This window comes from Planktothrix pseudagardhii, from assembly GCF_904830925.1.
GTDB classification, from domain to species: Bacteria; Cyanobacteriota; Cyanobacteriia; order Cyanobacteriales; family Microcoleaceae; genus Planktothrix; species Planktothrix tepida.
Genome location: NZ_LR882967.1, coordinates 1,008,511 through 1,026,064, shown reverse-complemented (window position 1 = coordinate 1,026,064; position 17,554 = coordinate 1,008,511). Strand labels below are relative to the sequence as shown.

Genomic DNA, 17,554 nt, shown 5'->3' with positions numbered 1-17,554 from the left:
TTTGCACATTCAGGGGACAATGGATTCAGTTATCAGTCAAACTTCAGCCATTAAAAATTATTTCATTTCTATTTCATCTTTTTAAAAATGCTTAAACATCTCTATGAATATCTACTAGACTTGAATTGTCAAAGGCTTCGGAAGTTCTTTTCCTCTCGCCTGATAATCTTCAATTAAAAGTTCTAATACTTCCTGACCACTTTTTAAAGCTTCTTCATAGGTTTCCCCGTGAGTATGAGCATAAGGCCCAAATTCAGGTAAACTCACTACATATTTTTGATCTGCTTCTGACCATTGAATTAAAATACTATATTGAGAGTTCATTGTTCATCCTCCTGTTGTAACCGTTTTAAATCTCTAAGTGCATTTCTAACGTCTCGTTCTTGATAAGGATCTGCATCACTGCCATCTTTACCAGAAAGGGTTAGACTATATTCCAATAAAGAATGATTCCATACGGTATGACTCCCTTTACCGGAACGATATAAAAATCCTGCTTTGAGTAGCATAGCCTTTAATTCTCGAATTTTCTTGGGCACGAATTCATTTTCCTCCTTAAGACAATTTCCTTAACCTAAAATTTTCATCTACTTCCTAATTTAATTTCTAGGGAAGAAAACAGCCGGAGAAACATGAAAAAATTCAGCCAATTCTTCAATATGTCGTCTCGTGAGTTCTCGTTTTCCATTTAAAACATCGGATACAATAGATTCAGTTTTAAAAATTGAAACCAAATCTTTTTGGCGTAAACCATTATCTTCAATTAAACTTTTGAGCAATTCTACCCCATAAATATCAGGAATGGGCTCTTGTTGTTGTTCATATTCATAAACTAAAGCACCTAAGACATTCAAATAATCTTTCTCATCTTGAGTAAGTTTCCCTTTATCTAATAATTGATCGATAACAGTTTGAGTCAATTCTAATTCTTCCTCAGACGTTATGGGACGCGGAGGAAAATTTGCAAGCAATTTAATATAATCATTATAAATTAGCATTTTTAAACAAGTGGAAATTTGAAATTTTGATAGAAGTAGGGCTGAGTTTGCCTTATTTCTATTACCGAATCAGTGGTTAACATCAACAAAATATACTTTTGAATGAGAATTTCAGCTTACTGATACCATTGATCTTGTTGCCATTTGCCTTTATCATATTCTTCATGAGTGAGAATCTGACGAATAAAGACTTTCCTATATTCATAATCTATATAAGCAATTAACCGATAGTTATTTCCCCCAATATCAAAAACCGTAAAGTTACCTACAAAATCTACAGTTCTGAATGTTAAACGCACATCAGCAGTCGTTTTCCACTCAGCTTTTTCAGTAATTTTGTACCAACTTTTTAAAGAAACTTCAGCTTTAGGGTATTTTGTCCAAAACGGTTTAAGTTTTGATTTTGAAATAATGTGCATATTCTATTAAGGTTAAAAAAAATGTTTCCATAGTAAAACCCTCATCAGTAACTCAACAAATTTATCTTAGCAAAATGCGAATAAATTTGCAACCTTGATCTTGAAGTGGTTTCAGAAAACACCAAAAACCTTGACGGACAAAGATTTTAACCTTGTAGAGTCCCTGCACATTGCTTACGCACCCTATAGAAGTGATTGGCAAAAGGCGATTTACCAGGCTTTTAGATATCTGTCAAGTTTCCTTTACTAAAAGTTACAAACTTGAGAGATTAGTGTTAACGTTTAAGCCCTATCCAAAAATTACCGAACTTTCAACACCTGAACAAAATCACCCGCTTTAACTTCAGATTGACCAATAGGTAAAACCGCTAACCCCGTTGTTTGAGCTAGATTAATTAAATTACCTGAAATCTGACTTCCCGGTGCTAATTGAAATTCATATTCACCCTTGACTAATTGTAATTGACCCCAGAAATAAATTTCTCGTTTCCCTCCCCCTTTTAAATTTTGAAGCGATCGCGCTTTCACAAATTCAGGCTGCCAAAATTTCGGTAATAATCCCGATTTTTTCTTGATGACAGGTTGCACAAATCGCCAAAATGTAACTAACGCTGAAACCGGATTTCCAGGTAAACCAAAATATAAACAATGGGGAAAACTCGCAACGGTTAAAGGTTTTCCGGGTTTAATTGCTACGGCTTGGATATGAATAGTTCCGCCTAATTCGGTTAAAATTTCCTCAACATAATCATAATCTCCAACCGAAACTCCCCCCGTTGATAATACAATATCGGCTTTTTCTATGGCGTGAGCGATCGCATTTTTTAACACCTCTCGTTGATCAGGAATAATTCCAAAAGAAATGGGTTCAGCCCCTAAATTTGCCACCACCGTTGCTAACGCATACTGATTAGAATCTACCAACTGTCCTCGCTTCAACGGTTCATCTGGAGTAACTAATTCATCCCCCGTTGATAATAACGCCACCCGTAACCTTCTATAAACAGGAATATGGGTACATTGAGCCGCTGCTAATACTGCAATTTCTGGTGCTTCTAAGGGAATTCCAGGGATTAACAAAGGTTCCCCAGCTTTATAATATGATCCTTGATAGCGGATAAAGGCATGGGGTTCTGGAGTCGATAAAATTTTAACTCGATTTCCTAGCCGTTCTGCCTCTTCTTGAATCACAATTGTATCTGCACCTTTAGGTAAACAAGCTCCTGTAAAAATTCGTGCTGCTTGTCCGGTTTGGATGGTACATTGGGGAGCATATCCGGCTGGAATTTCTTCAATAATTTCTAATTCTTGAGGATGATCTATCGAAGCATTCACCACATCTTCATATCGAACTGCATACCCATCCATTGCAGAATTATCCCAATGGGGAAAATCTAATTGACTAACTAAAGGTTGAGCTAAAACTCGTCCAGAAGCAGTTAATAAACCTACAACTTCTTGATCAGATTCACCATTTAGAGGATGTACTAAATTTAATAGAATTGATTCCGCTTGGTCTACAGGTAACATTCTGTTTTCTCCCGATGATTAAGGCAATATTTTAAAGGATTTTATTGCTATAACTCTGAATATTATCCTATTATAAGAGAATTTACGCCCAGGAAGAGGAGAAAGGGGATGAGGAGATGGATCATCTTCAACCGTCAACATCCAGTAGAAACGGGCGATGGCGTGTCTCTACACCGTCAATTATCAACAGTAAACCCCCCTCTGCTTCACCTTTTCCGTGACACAGATCACAAAAATACACGAAATTGATCATCGTTCTTGCCCGCTAAATATCACTGAAATTAATTACAATATCTATCATAATTAGACCAATCTCAGGTGAACAGCGAATACATAAAGCCAACTTCTGAGTTTTACAATAAAAATTTATAAACTCCCTCGCTTTAATGTAACTCCTATGAAACCAAACCGTAGCAAAAGTATCATTCCTGATCCGCAAGATTGGATTACAGAGCATTATGTGTTGGCAAGTTTTGCCCATACGCTCAGTACGCTTAAGCATCTTTTAGGGGATGAAGAGACTCAAACCAATCATGAAATTTCCTATACTCATGAAGGAGAATTAGTGATTGGTACTGAAACGATCAATCTCTTAAAAGAAAGTTATGGAGATGATCATTGGCGTTATGTCGAAACTTATCTTTCAGCCTGTAAATTTTAAATCAACCCAGATTCCGAATTGAATTTCCAGGGAAAAACACTGCCACAGAAACCTGAAAAAACCTGGCAAATTCTTCTATGTGTCGCTTCATAATATCTCGTTTTCTATTTAAAACATCCGATACAATTCATTCTGTTTTAACCATAGAAACCAATCCCTAATCCCCTAATCCCCTGTCCCCCTGTCCCCCTGTCCCCCTGTCCCCCTGTCCCCTTGTCCCCCTGTCCCCTCATCCCCTACTTTCCTTCAAATATTTTGGGATTTGTCAAGCTTTCTTAAAGAAACGTTGCAAAATTGCTGAGGTTATGTTAACTTTTATGTAGTTGACTCAAGCAAACAGGAGAGTTATTGATTATGGAAAGCAAAGACACCAAGTTTGGGTTTACAAACTTCGCAGAAACTTGGAATGGCCGTTTAGCCATGTTAGGGTTCGCCATTGGTTTAGCAACGGAATTAATGACAGGCCAAGGAATTCTATCTCAACTCGGCTTAATGTAATTCTTCTAATTTTTTTTACAATACTCAAAGGTTCTGGGATGAATTTCAGAATCCTTGAGGTAAAAATTCTCTAAAAAGCAAGAATCCCTCAAATATGTAGTGTTTGGGGGATTTTTGTTATTGACAATAGATTAATAGTTTACAAACGGAATCAAAATTAACCCAAGTTAATTTCTTCCGGCATATAAAATTTGTACAAGCGCCACAACCCCAGTACAATTAGTAGCTGAATGCTCCAATGTGCAAAGGCAAAACCCCAAATTAAGCAGACAAGCCCACTAACTCCCGCTAAGACAAAAGGGATATCGTTAGAGGTTTGTGTATAAACCCAGATGGAACTTAAAGCAAAGGTCAGAAGCATAAGATAGACTGAGGGCATGGTCTTCACCTCCTAGGTGAGTTGCATATAGTCTCCTGTTAGAAGTACCAGGTGGACTACACTATTAAAGATAAAAGTAAAACATGAAGATCTTGTGAAGGAAATTAAAATAGTGATAGAAGTTTGTGTTTTGTTACAAAAGTTAATAGTTTTCCGAAAAAATCAGGTAGAAAATCTTTAATTCAGAGTCCATCCTAAAATTTTAGCCACCTGTTCTGCCAAAGCCAAAGGTTCAAAGGGTTTCGTAATTAAACCACTGACCCCTAATTCCTTGAACTTGCGTTGGTCAGCAGATTGAACTTTAGCGGTCAGTAAAATAACAGGAATTTCCTGAGTTACGGGGTTAGCTTGTAACTGCTGAAACGTGGCTAACCCATCTAATTCGGGCATCATCACATCCAAAAGAATGGCATCGGGTTGGTGGGTTTGAGCTTGTTGAATGCCTTGACGTCCTGAATTTGCTAAAAGAACCACCCAACCTCCGAGCATTTCTAAACTCAGTTGGGCAATTTCTCGAATATCATCTTCATCGTCAATCAGTAAAATATGTTTTGGGGTCATGGGATAAATCGTGGAAAGAGCAAAAGTTAATATTCACTTAATTTTAACGGGTCAGGCATGAGGGTCTTCTCCTTCCCCCAAAACTGGTAAACGCACAAAAAATGTACTTCCTTTACCCAAGGTACTCTCAGCCCAAATATGTCCCCCATGTTGTTGCACAATAGTACGGCAAATGGCGAGTCCAAGTCCAGTTCCTCCCTTTTGGCGAGAGTCGGACGCATCTACCTGTTGAAAACGACCGAAAATCGTTTCCAGTTTATCAGCCGGAATACCCCGTCCTTGGTCTTGAACGGCAATTAAAACTTCCTGAGAAGAACGGGAGAGGTTTGAGTGATTTAAGGTAGCATTAAACCAAACATAGCTATCAACATTAGAAAATCGAATGGCATTACTTAATAAATTTGTTAAGATTTGAATAATCCGATCTGGTGCAGCCCATAAACGTACTCCTAGGGGTTGGACTAATACATTTACCCCTGCTTTTTCTGCCATTCCCATCATTTCATTCGTCGCTTGCAGCATTAAATCTGCTAAATTACAGACTTTTTTATCGAGGGTAATTTGTCCCGTTTGCATCCGTTCTAAATCGAGAATATCATTAATTAAACGAACTAAGCGGGTTGTATTTGTAACGGCAATATCAAACATTCGTTTCGCGCGTTCCGGTTGGCTATCTAATAATCCACTGGCTAATAATCCTAAAGCACCATGAATTGAGGTTAAAGGAGTACGAAGTTCATGACTGACAACGGAGATAAATTCATCTTTCATTTTCTCCATCGCTTGCCGTTCCGTAATATCTTTAAAGGTTACCACAGCCCCAATAATTTCTCCTTGATTTTTAATCGGAGTGCTAACATATTCAACGGGAAAAGAGGTTCCATCCTGACACCAAAAAACTTCATTGGTGATATGACGAACTCGACCATCTTGTAAGGTAGAAAAAATTTTAGAACTCAGTTCTGAGGGAGCGGTCTGAAAGGGTTTTCCTTGAGTGATTTTTTGCCAATCAGTCATTAACAGTTCTCTCACTGTATATCCCGTCATTCTAGCTGCTGCCGGATTCACAAAGGTAATTTTTCCTTCTCGATTTAACCCACAAATTCCTTCTCCGGCTGAATCTAAAATTAATTCATTTTGATGACGCAGTTGTTCTAAGGTTTTTTCAATTCTTTTCTGATAACTAATATCACGGGAAATCGTAGAAATTCCCATAATATTTCCTTGATTATCTTTAATCGGAGAAATCGTTAAAGAAACATCTATATGCTGTCCATCTTGGCGAATATGAACCGTTTCATAATGATCAATACTGCCTCCTGATTGAATACTCGCTAGAATTTGAGGCACTTCATTAGACCGTTCAGGTAAAGTTAATAAACCCAATGAATGACCTTTAACTTCCGCTTCAGAATATCCATAAATTTGTTCAGCCCCTTGATTCCAACTAATAATTTTTCCTTCTATTGTTTTGCCAATAATAGCATCTTCTGAGGATTCTACAATGGCTGCTAACCGTTTATAAGTAATTTCCGTTTGTTTCTGTTCCGTAATATTTCGTCCTAAAATCACTAATCCCTTTCGCTCTCCATTGGGATTAAATAAAGGAATTTTAATCACATCAAAAATTTGCCAGGTTCCATCCGGTTTTGGAATAATTTCTTCCTGTTGAGACAACTCTTTTTTCTTCCAAGCTTCTTCATCGGATTCTTGACAGGCTATTAAGGCATCTCGATAAAGGCTTGTTCCTTGCACCTGTTCAACTAATTCCGCTAATTGTATATCGGATTTTCCTTGATAATCTAAGGCATTGAGTTGAAACACGTCTAACATGGCTTGATTCGCTTCTAACCAACGCCCTGAACCATCTTTAAAACAGACTAAATCCGGCATGGCATTAATTAACGTTTTCAAGCGTTCTGAGCTTTCTCGCAAGGCTTCTTCAACTCGTTGACGCTCTTGAATTTCTTCAATTAATCGTTGATTAACGGCTTGCAAGGAAGCAATAAATTGAGTTTCGGTTTGAGAATTGTTATTAATCATTTTGATAAATATTATAATAGTTTTGTAAAACTTAATAACTCAACAATGATTCAGAAAATGCTGATTTAATGAGCTAGAAACAATTAAAATTTTGTGGAGGCTTCTCGTAAGCTTTGAGTTCGCCTTAGTCGGTTTAAAATTCGATTGACTAGAATAGACGCTTCGGTGGTTTTGGTTAAATAATCATCCGCACCGACCATAAACACTTGATGTTTAATTTCTCCATTAGTATGGGCTGTGAGAAAAATTACGGGTAAACTTTTCCAACGCGGATCAGCACGAACAACCTGACAAAGTTCAATTCCATCTAAATAAGGCATTTCAATATCTAATATTAATAAATCGGGGGTAGTGGCTTCCAGAATTTCCCAAAAATGTCGCGGATCTTCAACGGTAACGGTTTGAATTCCCCAGGGTTCAAGGAGGAGTTGAAAAGTCTCTAAAATCTGGGAATCATCATCAACAATTAAAACTTTAGCATTTAAGGTACAGCTTTGACGAAGAACATCCATCATCACTTTAATGATTTGTTCTGAAGTTACAGGTTTTTGTAAAAAGGCTTTTCCCCCAGATTGAGCGACTTTAACCCGTTGACTAAAATTCTTTTGTTCTGTTAAAACAATCACGGGAATAGAGGGGGTTTCTTGGGTCAGTTGGATGAGTAACTCATAGGAATAATAAAAATCAAAATCTAAAAACACGATGGGGGGATGTTGCTTTTCTTGAGATGAGGTTTTGAGGGTGGTAATTAAGGATTGAGCCGTGAGAATTTGGGTTTCAATTCCCAAGTGAAAACTAGCCGTTTGTATAGAATGAATTAAGGATTGATCTTGACTTAAAATCCACACTTGATGACTGGATTTGATCGGGGAAGGTTGAGGCGTTGCTGGGGTTGGAGGCGGAGAATGGGGAGCATTATTTTCAACTTCATGTCGCAGTTTAAAAACTAATTGCCTAAAATGGGGGATTTGTTCAGAACTCAAGGTTTTATATTGACATAATTGTTCAATTTCCCTGGCTAAAACCGAACCTCGTCCTAAACCAAAGGTTCCTAAAGATCCGGCTAGTTTATGGGCTTCTTGTTGGGCTTGTTGTTGCAGATTGGGATCGGTTTTTTCTTGTTGGGCTGCGAGAGAAAATTGTTCTAAAATGGTAATGCGATCGCAAATTTTACCTCGATATCGTTCCCAAATTTGAACAAGGGCTTGATTAAATTTAGGTTGATTTTGAGCTTGTTTTGTACTATTTTTTTTCGGTTCGGGTTGCGGAGGAGACTCTTGTTTGAGACGATATCCTAAACCATAAACGGTTTCAATCAAATTTCCGGGTGCGCCTGCACTTTTTAATTTATTTCTTAATCCTTTAATATGCGCCCGAACTGTATTTTCGGTGGGCGTTTCTTCTAAATCCCAAAGTTTTTCTATAATAATATTTAAACTGAAAACCCGTTGATGATGTTTTAAAAATAGCTCTAATAATCCATATTCTTTTGGGGTTAAATTCAAGGGATTATCTTTATAAGTTACTTCACAGGTATTCACGTTTAGACGAAGTTTTTCCCATTGTAAAATAGCGGTTGGGGTTTGTTGTCTTCGGCGTAATATGGCTCGAATTCTAGCGGATAATTCTTGAATATCAAAGGGTTTAACGACATAATCATCCGCCCCAGCATCAAAGCCTTTGACTTTATCTTCTCGATGGTGATAAGCCGTTAACAGCAGGATGGGAGTGGTAATATTTTGCGATCGCAATTTTTGACACAAACTAATTCCATCTAACTGAGGTAATCCCACATCTAAAATCATTAAATCATAACTTGATTTTTGGGCTTGTTCCCAACCTGAAATTCCATCCATGACCACATCCACAGTGTAAGATTGGTGAACTAAAGCTTCCACCAAAGTCTCAGCTAGATTAGGATCATCTTCTACTAATAAAACACGCATGGAAAGGGCATAGGCTAGGGGATAAGGAGCAGAAAATCTAGGGTTCTATAAAGTTAAAGTTCGTTCAAAGTTCAGAATGGTTAACTCTGGAACTTTGAACATGAAGTTAGGGATGTAACTCTTAAGGAACGGCTACAACTTCAGCAATTTCAGGAATTCTTTCGCGTAAACGTCGTTCAATTCCCATTTTCAAGGTCATAGTCGAACTGGGACAAGACCCACAGGCGCCTTGTAGTCGAAGTTGAACAATCGGGCCATCGATGTCAACGATTTCCACATTTCCCCCATCCGCCATCAGATAAGGGCGTAATTCGTCTAAAACCGTCTCTACGTTATCTTCAGTGAGTGCTAATGTTGTCATGGTTTACCTTTAGTTAATCGTGCAGAAATAGCTGTTGGATAATATAATCCTAGCGTTCTTTGTAGGGAATCGAAACGATAAATTCATCACCGAGGATCGATCACTTCCGGGTATTAAACTCCAACGGGTTCCAGTAGTTTCACCTGGGAATAGTTAAACTCCGTTGTGAGTGGCTGACCCACTTCTTGGGAATGAACGATTTGGCGAGTCATAATGTAATAGTTACCCACTTTCTCAAAGCTATCTTCAAACTCCAGTTCTCGCAGGATTTCTTGAGTTTGAGGGTTACGGAATATGGCACTATAACGATGGGCGATGTAACCTTCTCCAGTGTCTAAACTTTCATGGGTATTAATCACAAATGCCATCCGACCCATAACACGGCTAACCCTAGAAATTTCATGACCGCGAACTGAATAGTTTGAACCCATTGCATCGCCTTCAACAAGAATTTCTACCGCCCCGGTTTCGTCGGTTTTCCCTAAACTAAATTTATTCTTTCCATGAGCTTGTTCAAAGGAAGTTCGCTTGCGATGGGTAATCACATCTCGCAGTTGGGTATAGACACTTTGTTTGACATCTTCGTCTTCAATTCCAGTGACTTCTACACTTAAGTCGGGGTGAATCTGAATCTGACCCGTGTAGACTTCATCTCCCTGTTTAAGTTCAATATCAGCACGATAACCGGGGAAGTTAGCATCCCAAGTATAACGATGTTCGTAGGCAGTCCGAAACAGATCTAAAGCGTTTTGTGGTTCCGTCATAGAATTGTTAGCGAGGAATAGCACTTTATACTCTATTATAGAATATTAAGCGGTTTATGGGTTTAGCAAAAACGAAAATCGATTAAAAATTCATGTTAAACTGAATTAAAAAAATAGAGACTTAAAACCTTTCCCTTATTCTTGAAAACTGCTATGTCTCAACGTCCAATTTATCTGGATTGTAACGCTACAACTCCGATTGATCCTCAAGTTTTAGATGCTATGCTTCCCTATTTTACTGAATACTTTGGCAACGCTGCCAGTATTAATCATATTTACGGTTGGGAAGCAGAAGCTGCCATTAAGCAAGCCAGAGAAATAATTGCCCAAGCGATTCATGCAACTCCTGAAGAAATTGTTTTTACCAGTGGCGCAACAGAATCGAATAATTTAGCTTTAAAAGGGGTGGCTGAAGCTTATTTTAATCAAGGCAGACATATTATTACTACTCTCACTGAACATAACGCAATTCTTGATCCTTGCCATTATTTAGAAACTTTAGGATTTGAAATTACTTATCTTCCTGTAAAACCTGATGGTATCGTGGATATAGCCGAACTCAAAACCGCTATTCGTCCCGATACAATATTAGTTTCAATCATGGCAGCTAATAACGAAATTGGGGTATTGCAACCCTTAGCAGAAATCGGAGAAATTTGCCATACCCAGGGAATTTTATTTCATACAGACGGTGCTCAAGCTGTTGGTAAAATTCCTCTGGATGTTCAACAGATGAATCTGGATTTAATGTCTTTAACCGCCCATAAAATTTATGGGCCAAAAGGCATCGGAGCGTTGTATGTTCGTCGTCGCCATCCGAGGGTTAAATTAGCGGCTCAACTTCATGGTGGCGGACATGAACGAGGAATGCGCTCAGGAACCTTATCTACCCCTCAAATTGTCGGTTTTGCTAAAGCCATTGAACTCGCTTTATCCCAAATCAGATCAGAAAATCAACGGTTAATTCTATTGCGAGAAATCCTTTGGAAAAAATTATCAACCCTAGACGGAATTTATTTAAACGGTCATCCCACCCAACGGTTAGCCGGAAATTTAAATATTAGTGTTGAGGGAGTTGATGGTCAAGCTTTACTATTAGGATTACAATCGATTATGGCAGTTTCTTCTGGTTCCGCTTGTACCTCCACAAAAATTGAACCGTCTCACGTTTTAAAAGCATTAGGTTATAGTGATCAGTTAGCTTATGCTTCAATTCGTTTTGGTTTAGGTCGGTTCACAACAGAATCAGAAATCCATCAAGTTGCAGATTATACTGTTAATACCATTCAATCTTTAAGAAGAATTAAATCTCGTTAGGGATTAGCTGTTAACTGTTAAGTGTCAACAATCAAAATCTCCTCTTCTGCTAATTAGACCCCCGTTGTTCTAACCAACCTAAAACTTCTTCCTCCGAGTTTAAATCATAGGTTTGTCCACTTTTGGGATCATAAATATGCCATTGAATGTCACCCAAAGGATTAGAACTTGTCCAAACATACGGTTCTGATGAAGGATGGAAAAGCTCAGAAAGATTAATCGGTTGATTTAAAAACTGCCAAATCGTTTGAAAAAAATTAAATTTTTCTGTTAAATACGGGTCACAATAATCAAGCTGAAAACAGATGTTGAGATGGGAAACTTTTTGCGTTTCGGATAAATTTTTACTCCAGGAATTGACCAATCCTCTCCATAATTCACCTTTATAGAACGCTGATGTTCCTTTATCGGGTGAAGGTAATAAAACCGTATCCGGGATAAGTTCTAATTGCCGATAAATTTGCCATTGAGTTTTCATACAAGACACTCCACCTTAAGAGGGTTCAGACACCACGCACAATCCCGATCCCTCTGGAAGTGAGTATCAAGCCTGTTTCCCTCGTACTGATACTAAACAAAAAGGTATTGATTCCCTGATCTTCCCCTCCTCTTCTGATTAGAGTTGATGAGCATGGAATACCCCTATAAATACTTTTCTTCTGTATTTATTGTTACAGAAATTTTTAAACTCCTCAAGTACCTGTTAAAGTTTCTTGATAAAATCCTTAACTCCCCTCTCTCCCCTCATCCCCTTGTCCCCTTGTCCCCTTGTCCCCTTGTCCCCTTGTCCCCTTGTCCCCTTGTCCCCTTGTCCCCTCGTCCCCCTCTCCCTCCTCACTCCCCCATTGGTTCTGCATTCAAAAATTCCCAAATATATTGATTAACTAATTCAGGACGTTCTTGTTGTACCCAATGGCTACAATTAGGAATATAACGAATTTGAAAATCTCGGACATATTCTTCTGTCCCATAGGTTAATTCTTGACCCAATGCCAGATCATTTTCCCCCCAAATCATTAAAGTGGGGACATTGAGTAAACCTTGGGTTTGTTGAGTAGCAAACAAACTGGGAAAAAGATTCCGATAATAATTCACCATTGCCGTTAAAGCTCCCCGTTTAGCAGCCGCATCTTTATAAGCATTTAAGTCAGCTTCACTAAAAGTATTTTTATTAATTACCATCTTGGTAAAAGCTTCACCCACAGTGCGATAATCATCCGCTTGTAACAACAATTCGGGTAAAAGTGGCACTTGAAAGAAAAAAATATACCAACTTTTTAATAATTGTTGAATCGTTCCTAAACCCTGCTTAAACTTTGTGGGATGAGGAAGATTTAAGACAATTAATTTACTTAACATTTGAGGATAACAATAAGCAAAATTCCAGGCAATAAACCCGCCCCAATCATGTCCTACTAATACACATTCTTCGTATCCTAACCCTTCAATTAATCCCTTGACATCTAAAATTAATTCTTTGATAGAATAAGCCGATAATTCTTTGGGTTTATCACTCTCGTTATACCCTCTTAAATCCACGGCAACCACTTTATAAGCTTGAGCAAATTCAGGAATTTGATAACGCCAAGAATACCAAAATTCAGGAAATCCATGTAACATCAGTATCAACGGCCCTTCCCCTTGGGTGACATAATGGAGTTTTACCTTATTTGTGGTGATAAAGTCGCTCGTCCAATTTTCTGCTAAAATTGACATAAATTTCTCCGAGGGTGAATATATAATGATGATAACCTTAGATTTTAAAAAGCTCTATTCTGAGGAAAATTTGTAACCATTCATTCCTGTAGAGATAGGCAATTGTACAGATAATCAAATATTGCATAGGGTTAAATAAAATTATTCATGCTATTAGAAATTAAACCCGTAACAAATTCTGATTTATTAATCTTAAATCAGTTATATACAGAAATTGATGGGGAATCTCCTCTATCTCTATCCCACGTTGAGCAAATCTTTGAGCAAATTCAACAAATTCCCAACTACAATATTTATATTGCATGGCTCAACAGTGAACCTGTAGGTACATTTAGCTTATTATGGATTCCTATGATTTTACATGATAGCAAATCAGCCTTAATTGATGCTGTTGTTGTCACATCTGCCTATAGAAATCAAGGAATTGGGAAAGCGATGATGCAGGAAGCCCTCAAACTCAGCCGCAAGGCGGGATGCTATAAAGTGATGCTTTCCTCCAATATTAAACGCACAGCAGCCCATCAATTCTATGAATCTTTAGGCTTTAAACAACAGGGTTGGAGTTTTAGCTTGGAACTGTAACCCAAAAGTTGATATTTTAGGGTAACTTATAAAAAGGTCTTTTATCCGAACACACTCAACCCTGAACAAGATGAATATTCTGGCTGATTTTCTGTCTAAACCGGCTCAACCTAACCCCCCTCAAGTTAAAAAAAGTCGTCGAGGAATTTATATTAAATCCCCTCAAGAAATTGAAATCATGCGACAAGCTGCAAAAATTGTAGCTACGGTTTTAAAAGAAATTTCAGAGCAGGTAAAACCGGGAATGACAACGGCTGATTTAGATACTTATGCAGAAAAACGGATTCGAGAAATGGGTGCAAAACCCAGTTTTAAAGGTTATCATGGCTTTCCAGGTTCCATTTGTGCTTCAATTAATCATGAAGTGGTTCATGGCATTCCTAACCGTCGTAAAGTCATTCGCACTGGGGATATTTTAAAAGTAGATACAGGGGCTTATTATGAAGGATTTCATGGAGATTCTTGTATTACAATTGGGGTCGGTGAAGTGTCCCCAGACGCTGCCAAATTGATTCGAGTTGCGGAAGAAACTTTATATAAAGGAATAGAAAAAGTTAAAGCGGGAGCCTATTTACTTGATCTCGCTGAGGTGATGCAAGATCATGCAGAAGCCAATGGGTATAAAATTGTAGAAGAATTTACAGGTCATGGTGTCGGACAAAATTTACACGAAGAACCCTCGGTTTTTAACGCTCGTACCTATTCTTTACCCAATGTTAAATTGAAAGCTGGGATGACCTTAGCCATTGAACCCATTCTAAATGCGGGATCTCGATTTACCCGAACTTTATCCGATAAATGGACAGCCGTAACCGTTGATAATTCCTTATCTGCTCAGTTTGAACATACAGTTTTAGTCACCGAAACGGGTTATGAAATTTTAACAGATCGTTCTAAAATTTAGCCAGACTAGGATTCAGGAAACAGGAGACTGTGAGACAGGAGTAAGATGCTTAATGATTCAGGATAACAGCAATTATTCATGTCCTATTCTTGCTGTTCCCTGTTCCTTATAAAATCTCTAAGAAAGTTAACTCTCAAGAAAGAAAGGAAACCGGATGTTCTCAATGACAGAACAGGCAACTAAACTAGGAGCCGTGTGCGGTGAAAATCGTAAGTACGGTTCTGAATGTGAGGTGAGGGTTGTAAAGCCCTCATCGACCCCTAATAAGACCCTTAAAAATTAAAAGGGGTCAATGACTTTTTAAACTGCATGAAGAGTGCCATTGGGAAGTGTGACCCCCGCTAGATTAACATTTCTTAAATTAACTCCTTGTAGGTTGGCCCCGCGTAAACTCGCCCCAGAAAGGTTTGCACCTTCTAAATTAGCTTCGGATAAATCGGCTTTCCAAAGATAAGCATTTCGCAGGTCAGCACCCCGTAAATCCGTCTTTCTCAAGGTAGCTAAATTTAAGTTGCTTCTGAGCAGAGTGGCACAGGTTAAACTCGCCTGGGATAAATCAGCCCGCATTAACACCGCATCCGTCAAATTTGCCTGGAAAAGCTGGGCTTCAACTAAATTGGCATCTTGTAACTGAGCTTGTTGTAAATTCGCTTGTTTTAATTGAGCTTGGCTTAAGTTAGCAGCCATTAAATCAGACTCTTGTAAATTAATTCGCGTCATTACGGCTTGAGCAAAATTAACCCCACTTAAATCAAATCCTTGAAGATTAACCTCGATTAAATAGGCGGAACTCAAATTAATTCCTGTCATTTGGGTTTCTTGAAGAATCGCCCCACTCAATTTAGCTTGGCTCAAATTTGCCCAGTTTAAATTGGCCCTGGTTAAATTAGCACCGCGTAAATTTACACCGTAAAGATTAGCACCGCATAAATTGACACCCTGCAAATTGGCAGCCCGGAGATTAACTCCCCGCAAAATAGCACCACTAAGCTTAACGCCACTCATCTCCGACTTGACTAAAAACGCCCCTTCTAGGTTTGCTTTTGTCAAATCAGCATTTTTTAATTGCCCTTTTCCTAACTTAACAAAACTTAAATTACTGCCATACAAAAAGGCATTAGTCAAGTTAATTTCATGGAGCAAAGCCCGTGTTAAATCAGCCCGGGCTAAAGATGCTCCAGCCAGATTAGCCCCCACTAAATTAATTTGATGCAGAGAAGCACCAATCAAGTTCGCATTCTGGAAATCTCGTTCTCCAGCTAAATAACGATACAACAGTTCTTGAGAATCGATAATGGACTGCACTGGCACAGAATTCACCGCCTATTTATTGGGTAAAATCGCACCTCTCATATCTGCATCTCTTAAATTCGCTCGATCTAATTTAGTATCAATCATAATCGCTTCAATCAGATTTACACCACTTAAATTTGACCAAGATAATTTTGTGCGGTAGAGTCTGGCTCGACTCATATTCGCCCCGCGTAAGGTTGTCCAAGTCACGTTAGCTCCTCGCAGGTTGGCTTCACTCAAGTTAGCTTCACTTAAATCCGCCCCAATCATTGTCACTCGTGTTAAATCCGCTTCATGAAAGTTAGCTCCAATCATCATTCCCCCACTCAGGGTTGCATTCGTTAAATTGGCCCCTTCCAAGGTGGTTTCTCGCATAATCACGTTGGTTAGGTTAGCACTTTCTAAAATGGCTCCCGTGAGATTGGCTTTCATCAAATTTGTTCGGACTAACGTAGCATGGGTTAGATTGGCACCGACAAAATTTGCTTGGCTGAAATTGGCTTCGGTGAGGTTAGCTTCGGTGAGATTTGCTTGAGTTAAGGTAACATTTTTAGAAGAAGACCCGCGTAAACTCGCCCCGGTCAAGTTTGTTCGGTTAAACTTCGTATCACTCAAATAGCTGCCAATTAAGTTCGCATCACTCAAGTTCGTGTCAGTCAAGTCAACCCCCATAAACTTGGTTTCTCGAAAATTGACCCCTGTTAAATTGGCTCCAATAAAGGATGTATTTTCCAAGGTAGCCCGGGCAATAATGGCTTCACTGAGATCAATCCCACTTAAATCCACTCCAACTAGGCTAACGGCTCGAAACAACCGCTCTCCCTCTGTATAACGCTTTAATAATTCATTAACCTCCATATCATTCGCCTCACAAATAGTCCCGGTATAGGATGACACTATAGAAAAATCCTCTTTCCATCATCCCAGATTACTTAGGTTTATGCAGGAACAATCTATGGAAGTTAATGGTTGACAATAAACACTTGGCTATTACACCCGTCCCCCTGCTCCCCCTCATCCCCCGTCCCCTCATCCCCCCGTCCCCTCATCCCCTTGTCCCCTTGTCCCCTTGTCCCCCAGTAGGGATATTTGAGGATTAGCAGAAATTTGAGCTTGAAAGAATGTTTATGGAGGTATATCGAGAAAAGTACGGATTTGATTAGCGATTTCAAGGGCTTGATTTTGAAGTAAACTATAATTACTAGAAATCTTGATAGTTTTACCAGCAGAAGGGATTTCTAAAACAACAATATAAATGGGTTCTTTTTGACTGATTAAAATTGAAGAATAGGTTTTGACTTGGAAAGAAGTCCTTTGCACCCTAATATTGAGATTATCAAGGGGATATTCTGCTTTTTTTGTTCCGAATAATCTTTTGGTTTTCAGGGTTAGTTTGTTTTGATTTTTATCTAAATAAATAGTTTGATGAGAGGTAAAAAAAACGCCTAAAATTCCGACCAATAAACAATAAACAAAAAACAATAAACAGACTGGGAAATACTTTTTCAGTAATAACGATAAATAATCCCAGAATTCCAAACATTAAAAATGGAGTACAAACCAATCTAATAAGCAAAACTCT

20 protein-coding genes are annotated in these 17,554 nt (G+C 38.5%); 5 read left to right on the top strand and 15 right to left on the bottom strand.

The window, feature by feature from the left end; genetic code table 11:
- Positions 1 to 114 precede the first annotated feature (114 nt).
- The 5 genes from NMK36_RS04300 to NMK36_RS04280 form a co-directional block, all read right to left on the bottom strand.
- Positions 115 to 324 (bottom strand): type II toxin-antitoxin system HicB family antitoxin, encoded by a 210-nt coding sequence (locus NMK36_RS04300; RefSeq protein ID WP_072720191.1) that lies wholly within the window; start codon positions 322 to 324, stop codon positions 115 to 117.
- Complete coding sequence (locus NMK36_RS04295; RefSeq protein WP_072720192.1) at positions 321 to 539, bottom strand: type II toxin-antitoxin system HicA family toxin; 219 nt, start codon at positions 537 to 539, stop codon at positions 321 to 323. The genes NMK36_RS04300 and NMK36_RS04295 overlap by 4 nt, the downstream gene beginning before the upstream one ends.
- 60 nt (positions 540 to 599) lie before the next feature.
- Complete coding sequence (locus NMK36_RS04290; RefSeq protein WP_072720193.1) at positions 600 to 998, bottom strand: helix-turn-helix domain-containing protein; 399 nt, start codon at positions 996 to 998, stop codon at positions 600 to 602.
- Between the two features lie 116 nt (positions 999 to 1,114).
- On the bottom strand, positions 1,115 to 1,417 hold the full coding sequence (locus NMK36_RS04285) for a type II toxin-antitoxin system HigB family toxin (RefSeq protein ID WP_072720194.1): 303 nt from the start codon (positions 1,415 to 1,417) through the stop codon (positions 1,115 to 1,117).
- Positions 1,418 to 1,717: 300 nt separating this feature from the next.
- On the bottom strand, positions 1,718 to 2,947 hold the full coding sequence (locus NMK36_RS04280; RefSeq protein ID WP_254173065.1) for a molybdopterin molybdotransferase MoeA: 1,230 nt from the start codon (positions 2,945 to 2,947) through the stop codon (positions 1,718 to 1,720).
- Between the two features lie 397 nt (positions 2,948 to 3,344).
- Between NMK36_RS04280 and NMK36_RS04275 the strand changes: the two genes are divergently transcribed.
- Together NMK36_RS04275 and NMK36_RS04270 are read left to right on the top strand one after the other, a co-directional pair.
- Complete coding sequence (locus NMK36_RS04275; protein ID WP_072720196.1) at positions 3,345 to 3,608, top strand: hypothetical protein; 264 nt, start codon at positions 3,345 to 3,347, stop codon at positions 3,606 to 3,608.
- A 354-nt stretch (positions 3,609 to 3,962) separates the two neighbouring features.
- Positions 3,963 to 4,106 carry a chlorophyll a/b-binding protein gene (locus NMK36_RS04270; protein WP_072720197.1) on the top strand — a complete coding sequence of 48 codons (144 nt, stop codon included), beginning with the start codon at positions 3,963 to 3,965 and terminating at the stop codon, positions 4,104 to 4,106.
- Between the two features lie 556 nt (positions 4,107 to 4,662).
- Here NMK36_RS04270 and NMK36_RS04265 read toward each other — a convergent pair.
- The 5 genes from NMK36_RS04265 to NMK36_RS04245 all read right to left on the bottom strand — a co-directional run bounded on the left by NMK36_RS04265 (position 4,663) and on the right by NMK36_RS04245 (position 10,160).
- Positions 4,663 to 5,046, bottom strand: a complete 384-nt coding sequence (locus tag NMK36_RS04265; RefSeq protein WP_072720199.1) for a response regulator — start codon at positions 5,044 to 5,046, stop codon at positions 4,663 to 4,665.
- 51 nt (positions 5,047 to 5,097) lie between these two features.
- On the bottom strand, positions 5,098 to 7,089 hold the full coding sequence (locus NMK36_RS04260; protein ID WP_072720200.1) for a PAS domain S-box protein: 1,992 nt from the start codon (positions 7,087 to 7,089) through the stop codon (positions 5,098 to 5,100).
- Positions 7,090 to 7,172: 83 nt separating this feature from the next.
- A complete protein-coding gene (locus NMK36_RS04255) occupies positions 7,173 to 9,035 on the bottom strand; it encodes a response regulator (RefSeq protein WP_072720201.1) in 1,863 nt (620 codons plus the stop codon).
- A gap of 121 nt (positions 9,036 to 9,156) precedes the next feature.
- Positions 9,157 to 9,396, bottom strand: a complete 240-nt coding sequence (locus NMK36_RS04250) for a NifU family protein (RefSeq protein ID WP_072720202.1) — start codon at positions 9,394 to 9,396, stop codon at positions 9,157 to 9,159.
- A gap of 113 nt (positions 9,397 to 9,509) precedes the next feature.
- Positions 9,510 to 10,160, bottom strand: a complete 651-nt coding sequence (locus tag NMK36_RS04245) for a DUF3386 domain-containing protein (protein WP_072720203.1) — start codon at positions 10,158 to 10,160, stop codon at positions 9,510 to 9,512.
- Positions 10,161 to 10,313: 153 nt separating this feature from the next.
- Here NMK36_RS04245 and NMK36_RS04240 point away from each other — a divergent pair, with 153 nt between their 5' ends.
- On the top strand, positions 10,314 to 11,477 hold the full coding sequence (locus NMK36_RS04240) for an IscS subfamily cysteine desulfurase (RefSeq protein WP_254173064.1): 1,164 nt from the start codon (positions 10,314 to 10,316) through the stop codon (positions 11,475 to 11,477).
- Between the two features lie 49 nt (positions 11,478 to 11,526).
- On the opposite strand, the gene NMK36_RS04235 is transcribed toward NMK36_RS04240, so the two are convergent.
- Positions 11,527 to 11,955, bottom strand: a complete 429-nt coding sequence (locus tag NMK36_RS04235) for a hypothetical protein (RefSeq protein WP_072720205.1) — start codon at positions 11,953 to 11,955, stop codon at positions 11,527 to 11,529.
- Positions 11,956 to 12,311: 356 nt separating this feature from the next.
- Complete coding sequence (locus tag NMK36_RS04230; protein ID WP_254173063.1) at positions 12,312 to 13,193, bottom strand: alpha/beta fold hydrolase; 882 nt, start codon at positions 13,191 to 13,193, stop codon at positions 12,312 to 12,314.
- A gap of 147 nt (positions 13,194 to 13,340) precedes the next feature.
- Here NMK36_RS04230 and NMK36_RS04225 point away from each other — a divergent pair, with 147 nt between their 5' ends.
- Positions 13,341 to 13,775 carry a GNAT family N-acetyltransferase gene (locus tag NMK36_RS04225; protein ID WP_072720215.1) on the top strand — a complete coding sequence of 145 codons (435 nt, stop codon included), beginning with the start codon at positions 13,341 to 13,343 and terminating at the stop codon, positions 13,773 to 13,775.
- 70 nt (positions 13,776 to 13,845) lie between these two features.
- Positions 13,846 to 14,679, top strand: a complete 834-nt coding sequence (gene map, locus NMK36_RS04220; protein ID WP_072720216.1) for a type I methionyl aminopeptidase — start codon at positions 13,846 to 13,848, stop codon at positions 14,677 to 14,679.
- Between the two features lie 300 nt (positions 14,680 to 14,979).
- On the opposite strand, the gene NMK36_RS04215 is transcribed toward map, so the two are convergent.
- The 3 genes from NMK36_RS04215 to NMK36_RS04205 all read right to left on the bottom strand — a co-directional run bounded on the left by NMK36_RS04215 (position 14,980) and on the right by NMK36_RS04205 (position 17,454).
- Positions 14,980 to 15,972: a pentapeptide repeat-containing protein gene (locus NMK36_RS04215; RefSeq protein WP_438822836.1), complete on the bottom strand. Its 993-nt coding sequence runs from the start codon at positions 15,970 to 15,972 to the stop codon at positions 14,980 to 14,982.
- Positions 15,973 to 16,002: 30 nt separating this feature from the next.
- On the bottom strand, positions 16,003 to 16,830 hold the full coding sequence (locus tag NMK36_RS04210) for a pentapeptide repeat-containing protein (RefSeq protein WP_072720217.1): 828 nt from the start codon (positions 16,828 to 16,830) through the stop codon (positions 16,003 to 16,005).
- 267 nt (positions 16,831 to 17,097) lie between these two features.
- On the bottom strand, positions 17,098 to 17,454 hold the full coding sequence (locus tag NMK36_RS04205) for a hypothetical protein (protein ID WP_254173061.1): 357 nt from the start codon (positions 17,452 to 17,454) through the stop codon (positions 17,098 to 17,100).
- Between the last annotated feature and the right edge of the window lie 100 nt (positions 17,455 to 17,554).

Coding starts and splice junctions, on each gene's coding strand:
- NMK36_RS04300 (WP_072720191.1), bottom strand. CDS start 324: ATGAACTCTCAATATAGTATTTTAATTCAATGGTCAGAAGCAGATCAA.
- NMK36_RS04290 (WP_072720193.1), bottom strand. CDS start 998: ATGCTAATTTATAATGATTATATTAAATTGCTTGCAAATTTTCCTCCG.
- NMK36_RS04285 (WP_072720194.1), bottom strand. CDS start 1,417: ATGCACATTATTTCAAAATCAAAACTTAAACCGTTTTGGACAAAATAC.
- NMK36_RS04280 (WP_254173065.1), bottom strand. CDS start 2,947: ATGTTACCTGTAGACCAAGCGGAATCAATTCTATTAAATTTAGTACAT.
- NMK36_RS04275 (WP_072720196.1), top strand. CDS start 3,345: ATGAAACCAAACCGTAGCAAAAGTATCATTCCTGATCCGCAAGATTGG.
- NMK36_RS04270 (WP_072720197.1), top strand. CDS start 3,963: ATGGAAAGCAAAGACACCAAGTTTGGGTTTACAAACTTCGCAGAAACT.
- NMK36_RS04265 (WP_072720199.1), bottom strand. CDS start 5,046: ATGACCCCAAAACATATTTTACTGATTGACGATGAAGATGATATTCGA.
- NMK36_RS04260 (WP_072720200.1), bottom strand. CDS start 7,089: ATGATTAATAACAATTCTCAAACCGAAACTCAATTTATTGCTTCCTTG.
- NMK36_RS04255 (WP_072720201.1), bottom strand. CDS start 9,035: ATGCGTGTTTTATTAGTAGAAGATGATCCTAATCTAGCTGAGACTTTG.
- NMK36_RS04250 (WP_072720202.1), bottom strand. CDS start 9,396: ATGACAACATTAGCACTCACTGAAGATAACGTAGAGACGGTTTTAGAC.
- NMK36_RS04245 (WP_072720203.1), bottom strand. CDS start 10,160: ATGACGGAACCACAAAACGCTTTAGATCTGTTTCGGACTGCCTACGAA.
- NMK36_RS04240 (WP_254173064.1), top strand. CDS start 10,314: ATGTCTCAACGTCCAATTTATCTGGATTGTAACGCTACAACTCCGATT.
- NMK36_RS04235 (WP_072720205.1), bottom strand. CDS start 11,955: ATGAAAACTCAATGGCAAATTTATCGGCAATTAGAACTTATCCCGGAT.
- NMK36_RS04230 (WP_254173063.1), bottom strand. CDS start 13,193: ATGTCAATTTTAGCAGAAAATTGGACGAGCGACTTTATCACCACAAAT.
- NMK36_RS04225 (WP_072720215.1), top strand. CDS start 13,341: ATGCTATTAGAAATTAAACCCGTAACAAATTCTGATTTATTAATCTTA.
- map (WP_072720216.1), top strand. CDS start 13,846: ATGAATATTCTGGCTGATTTTCTGTCTAAACCGGCTCAACCTAACCCC.
- NMK36_RS04210 (WP_072720217.1), bottom strand. CDS start 16,830: ATGGAGGTTAATGAATTATTAAAGCGTTATACAGAGGGAGAGCGGTTG.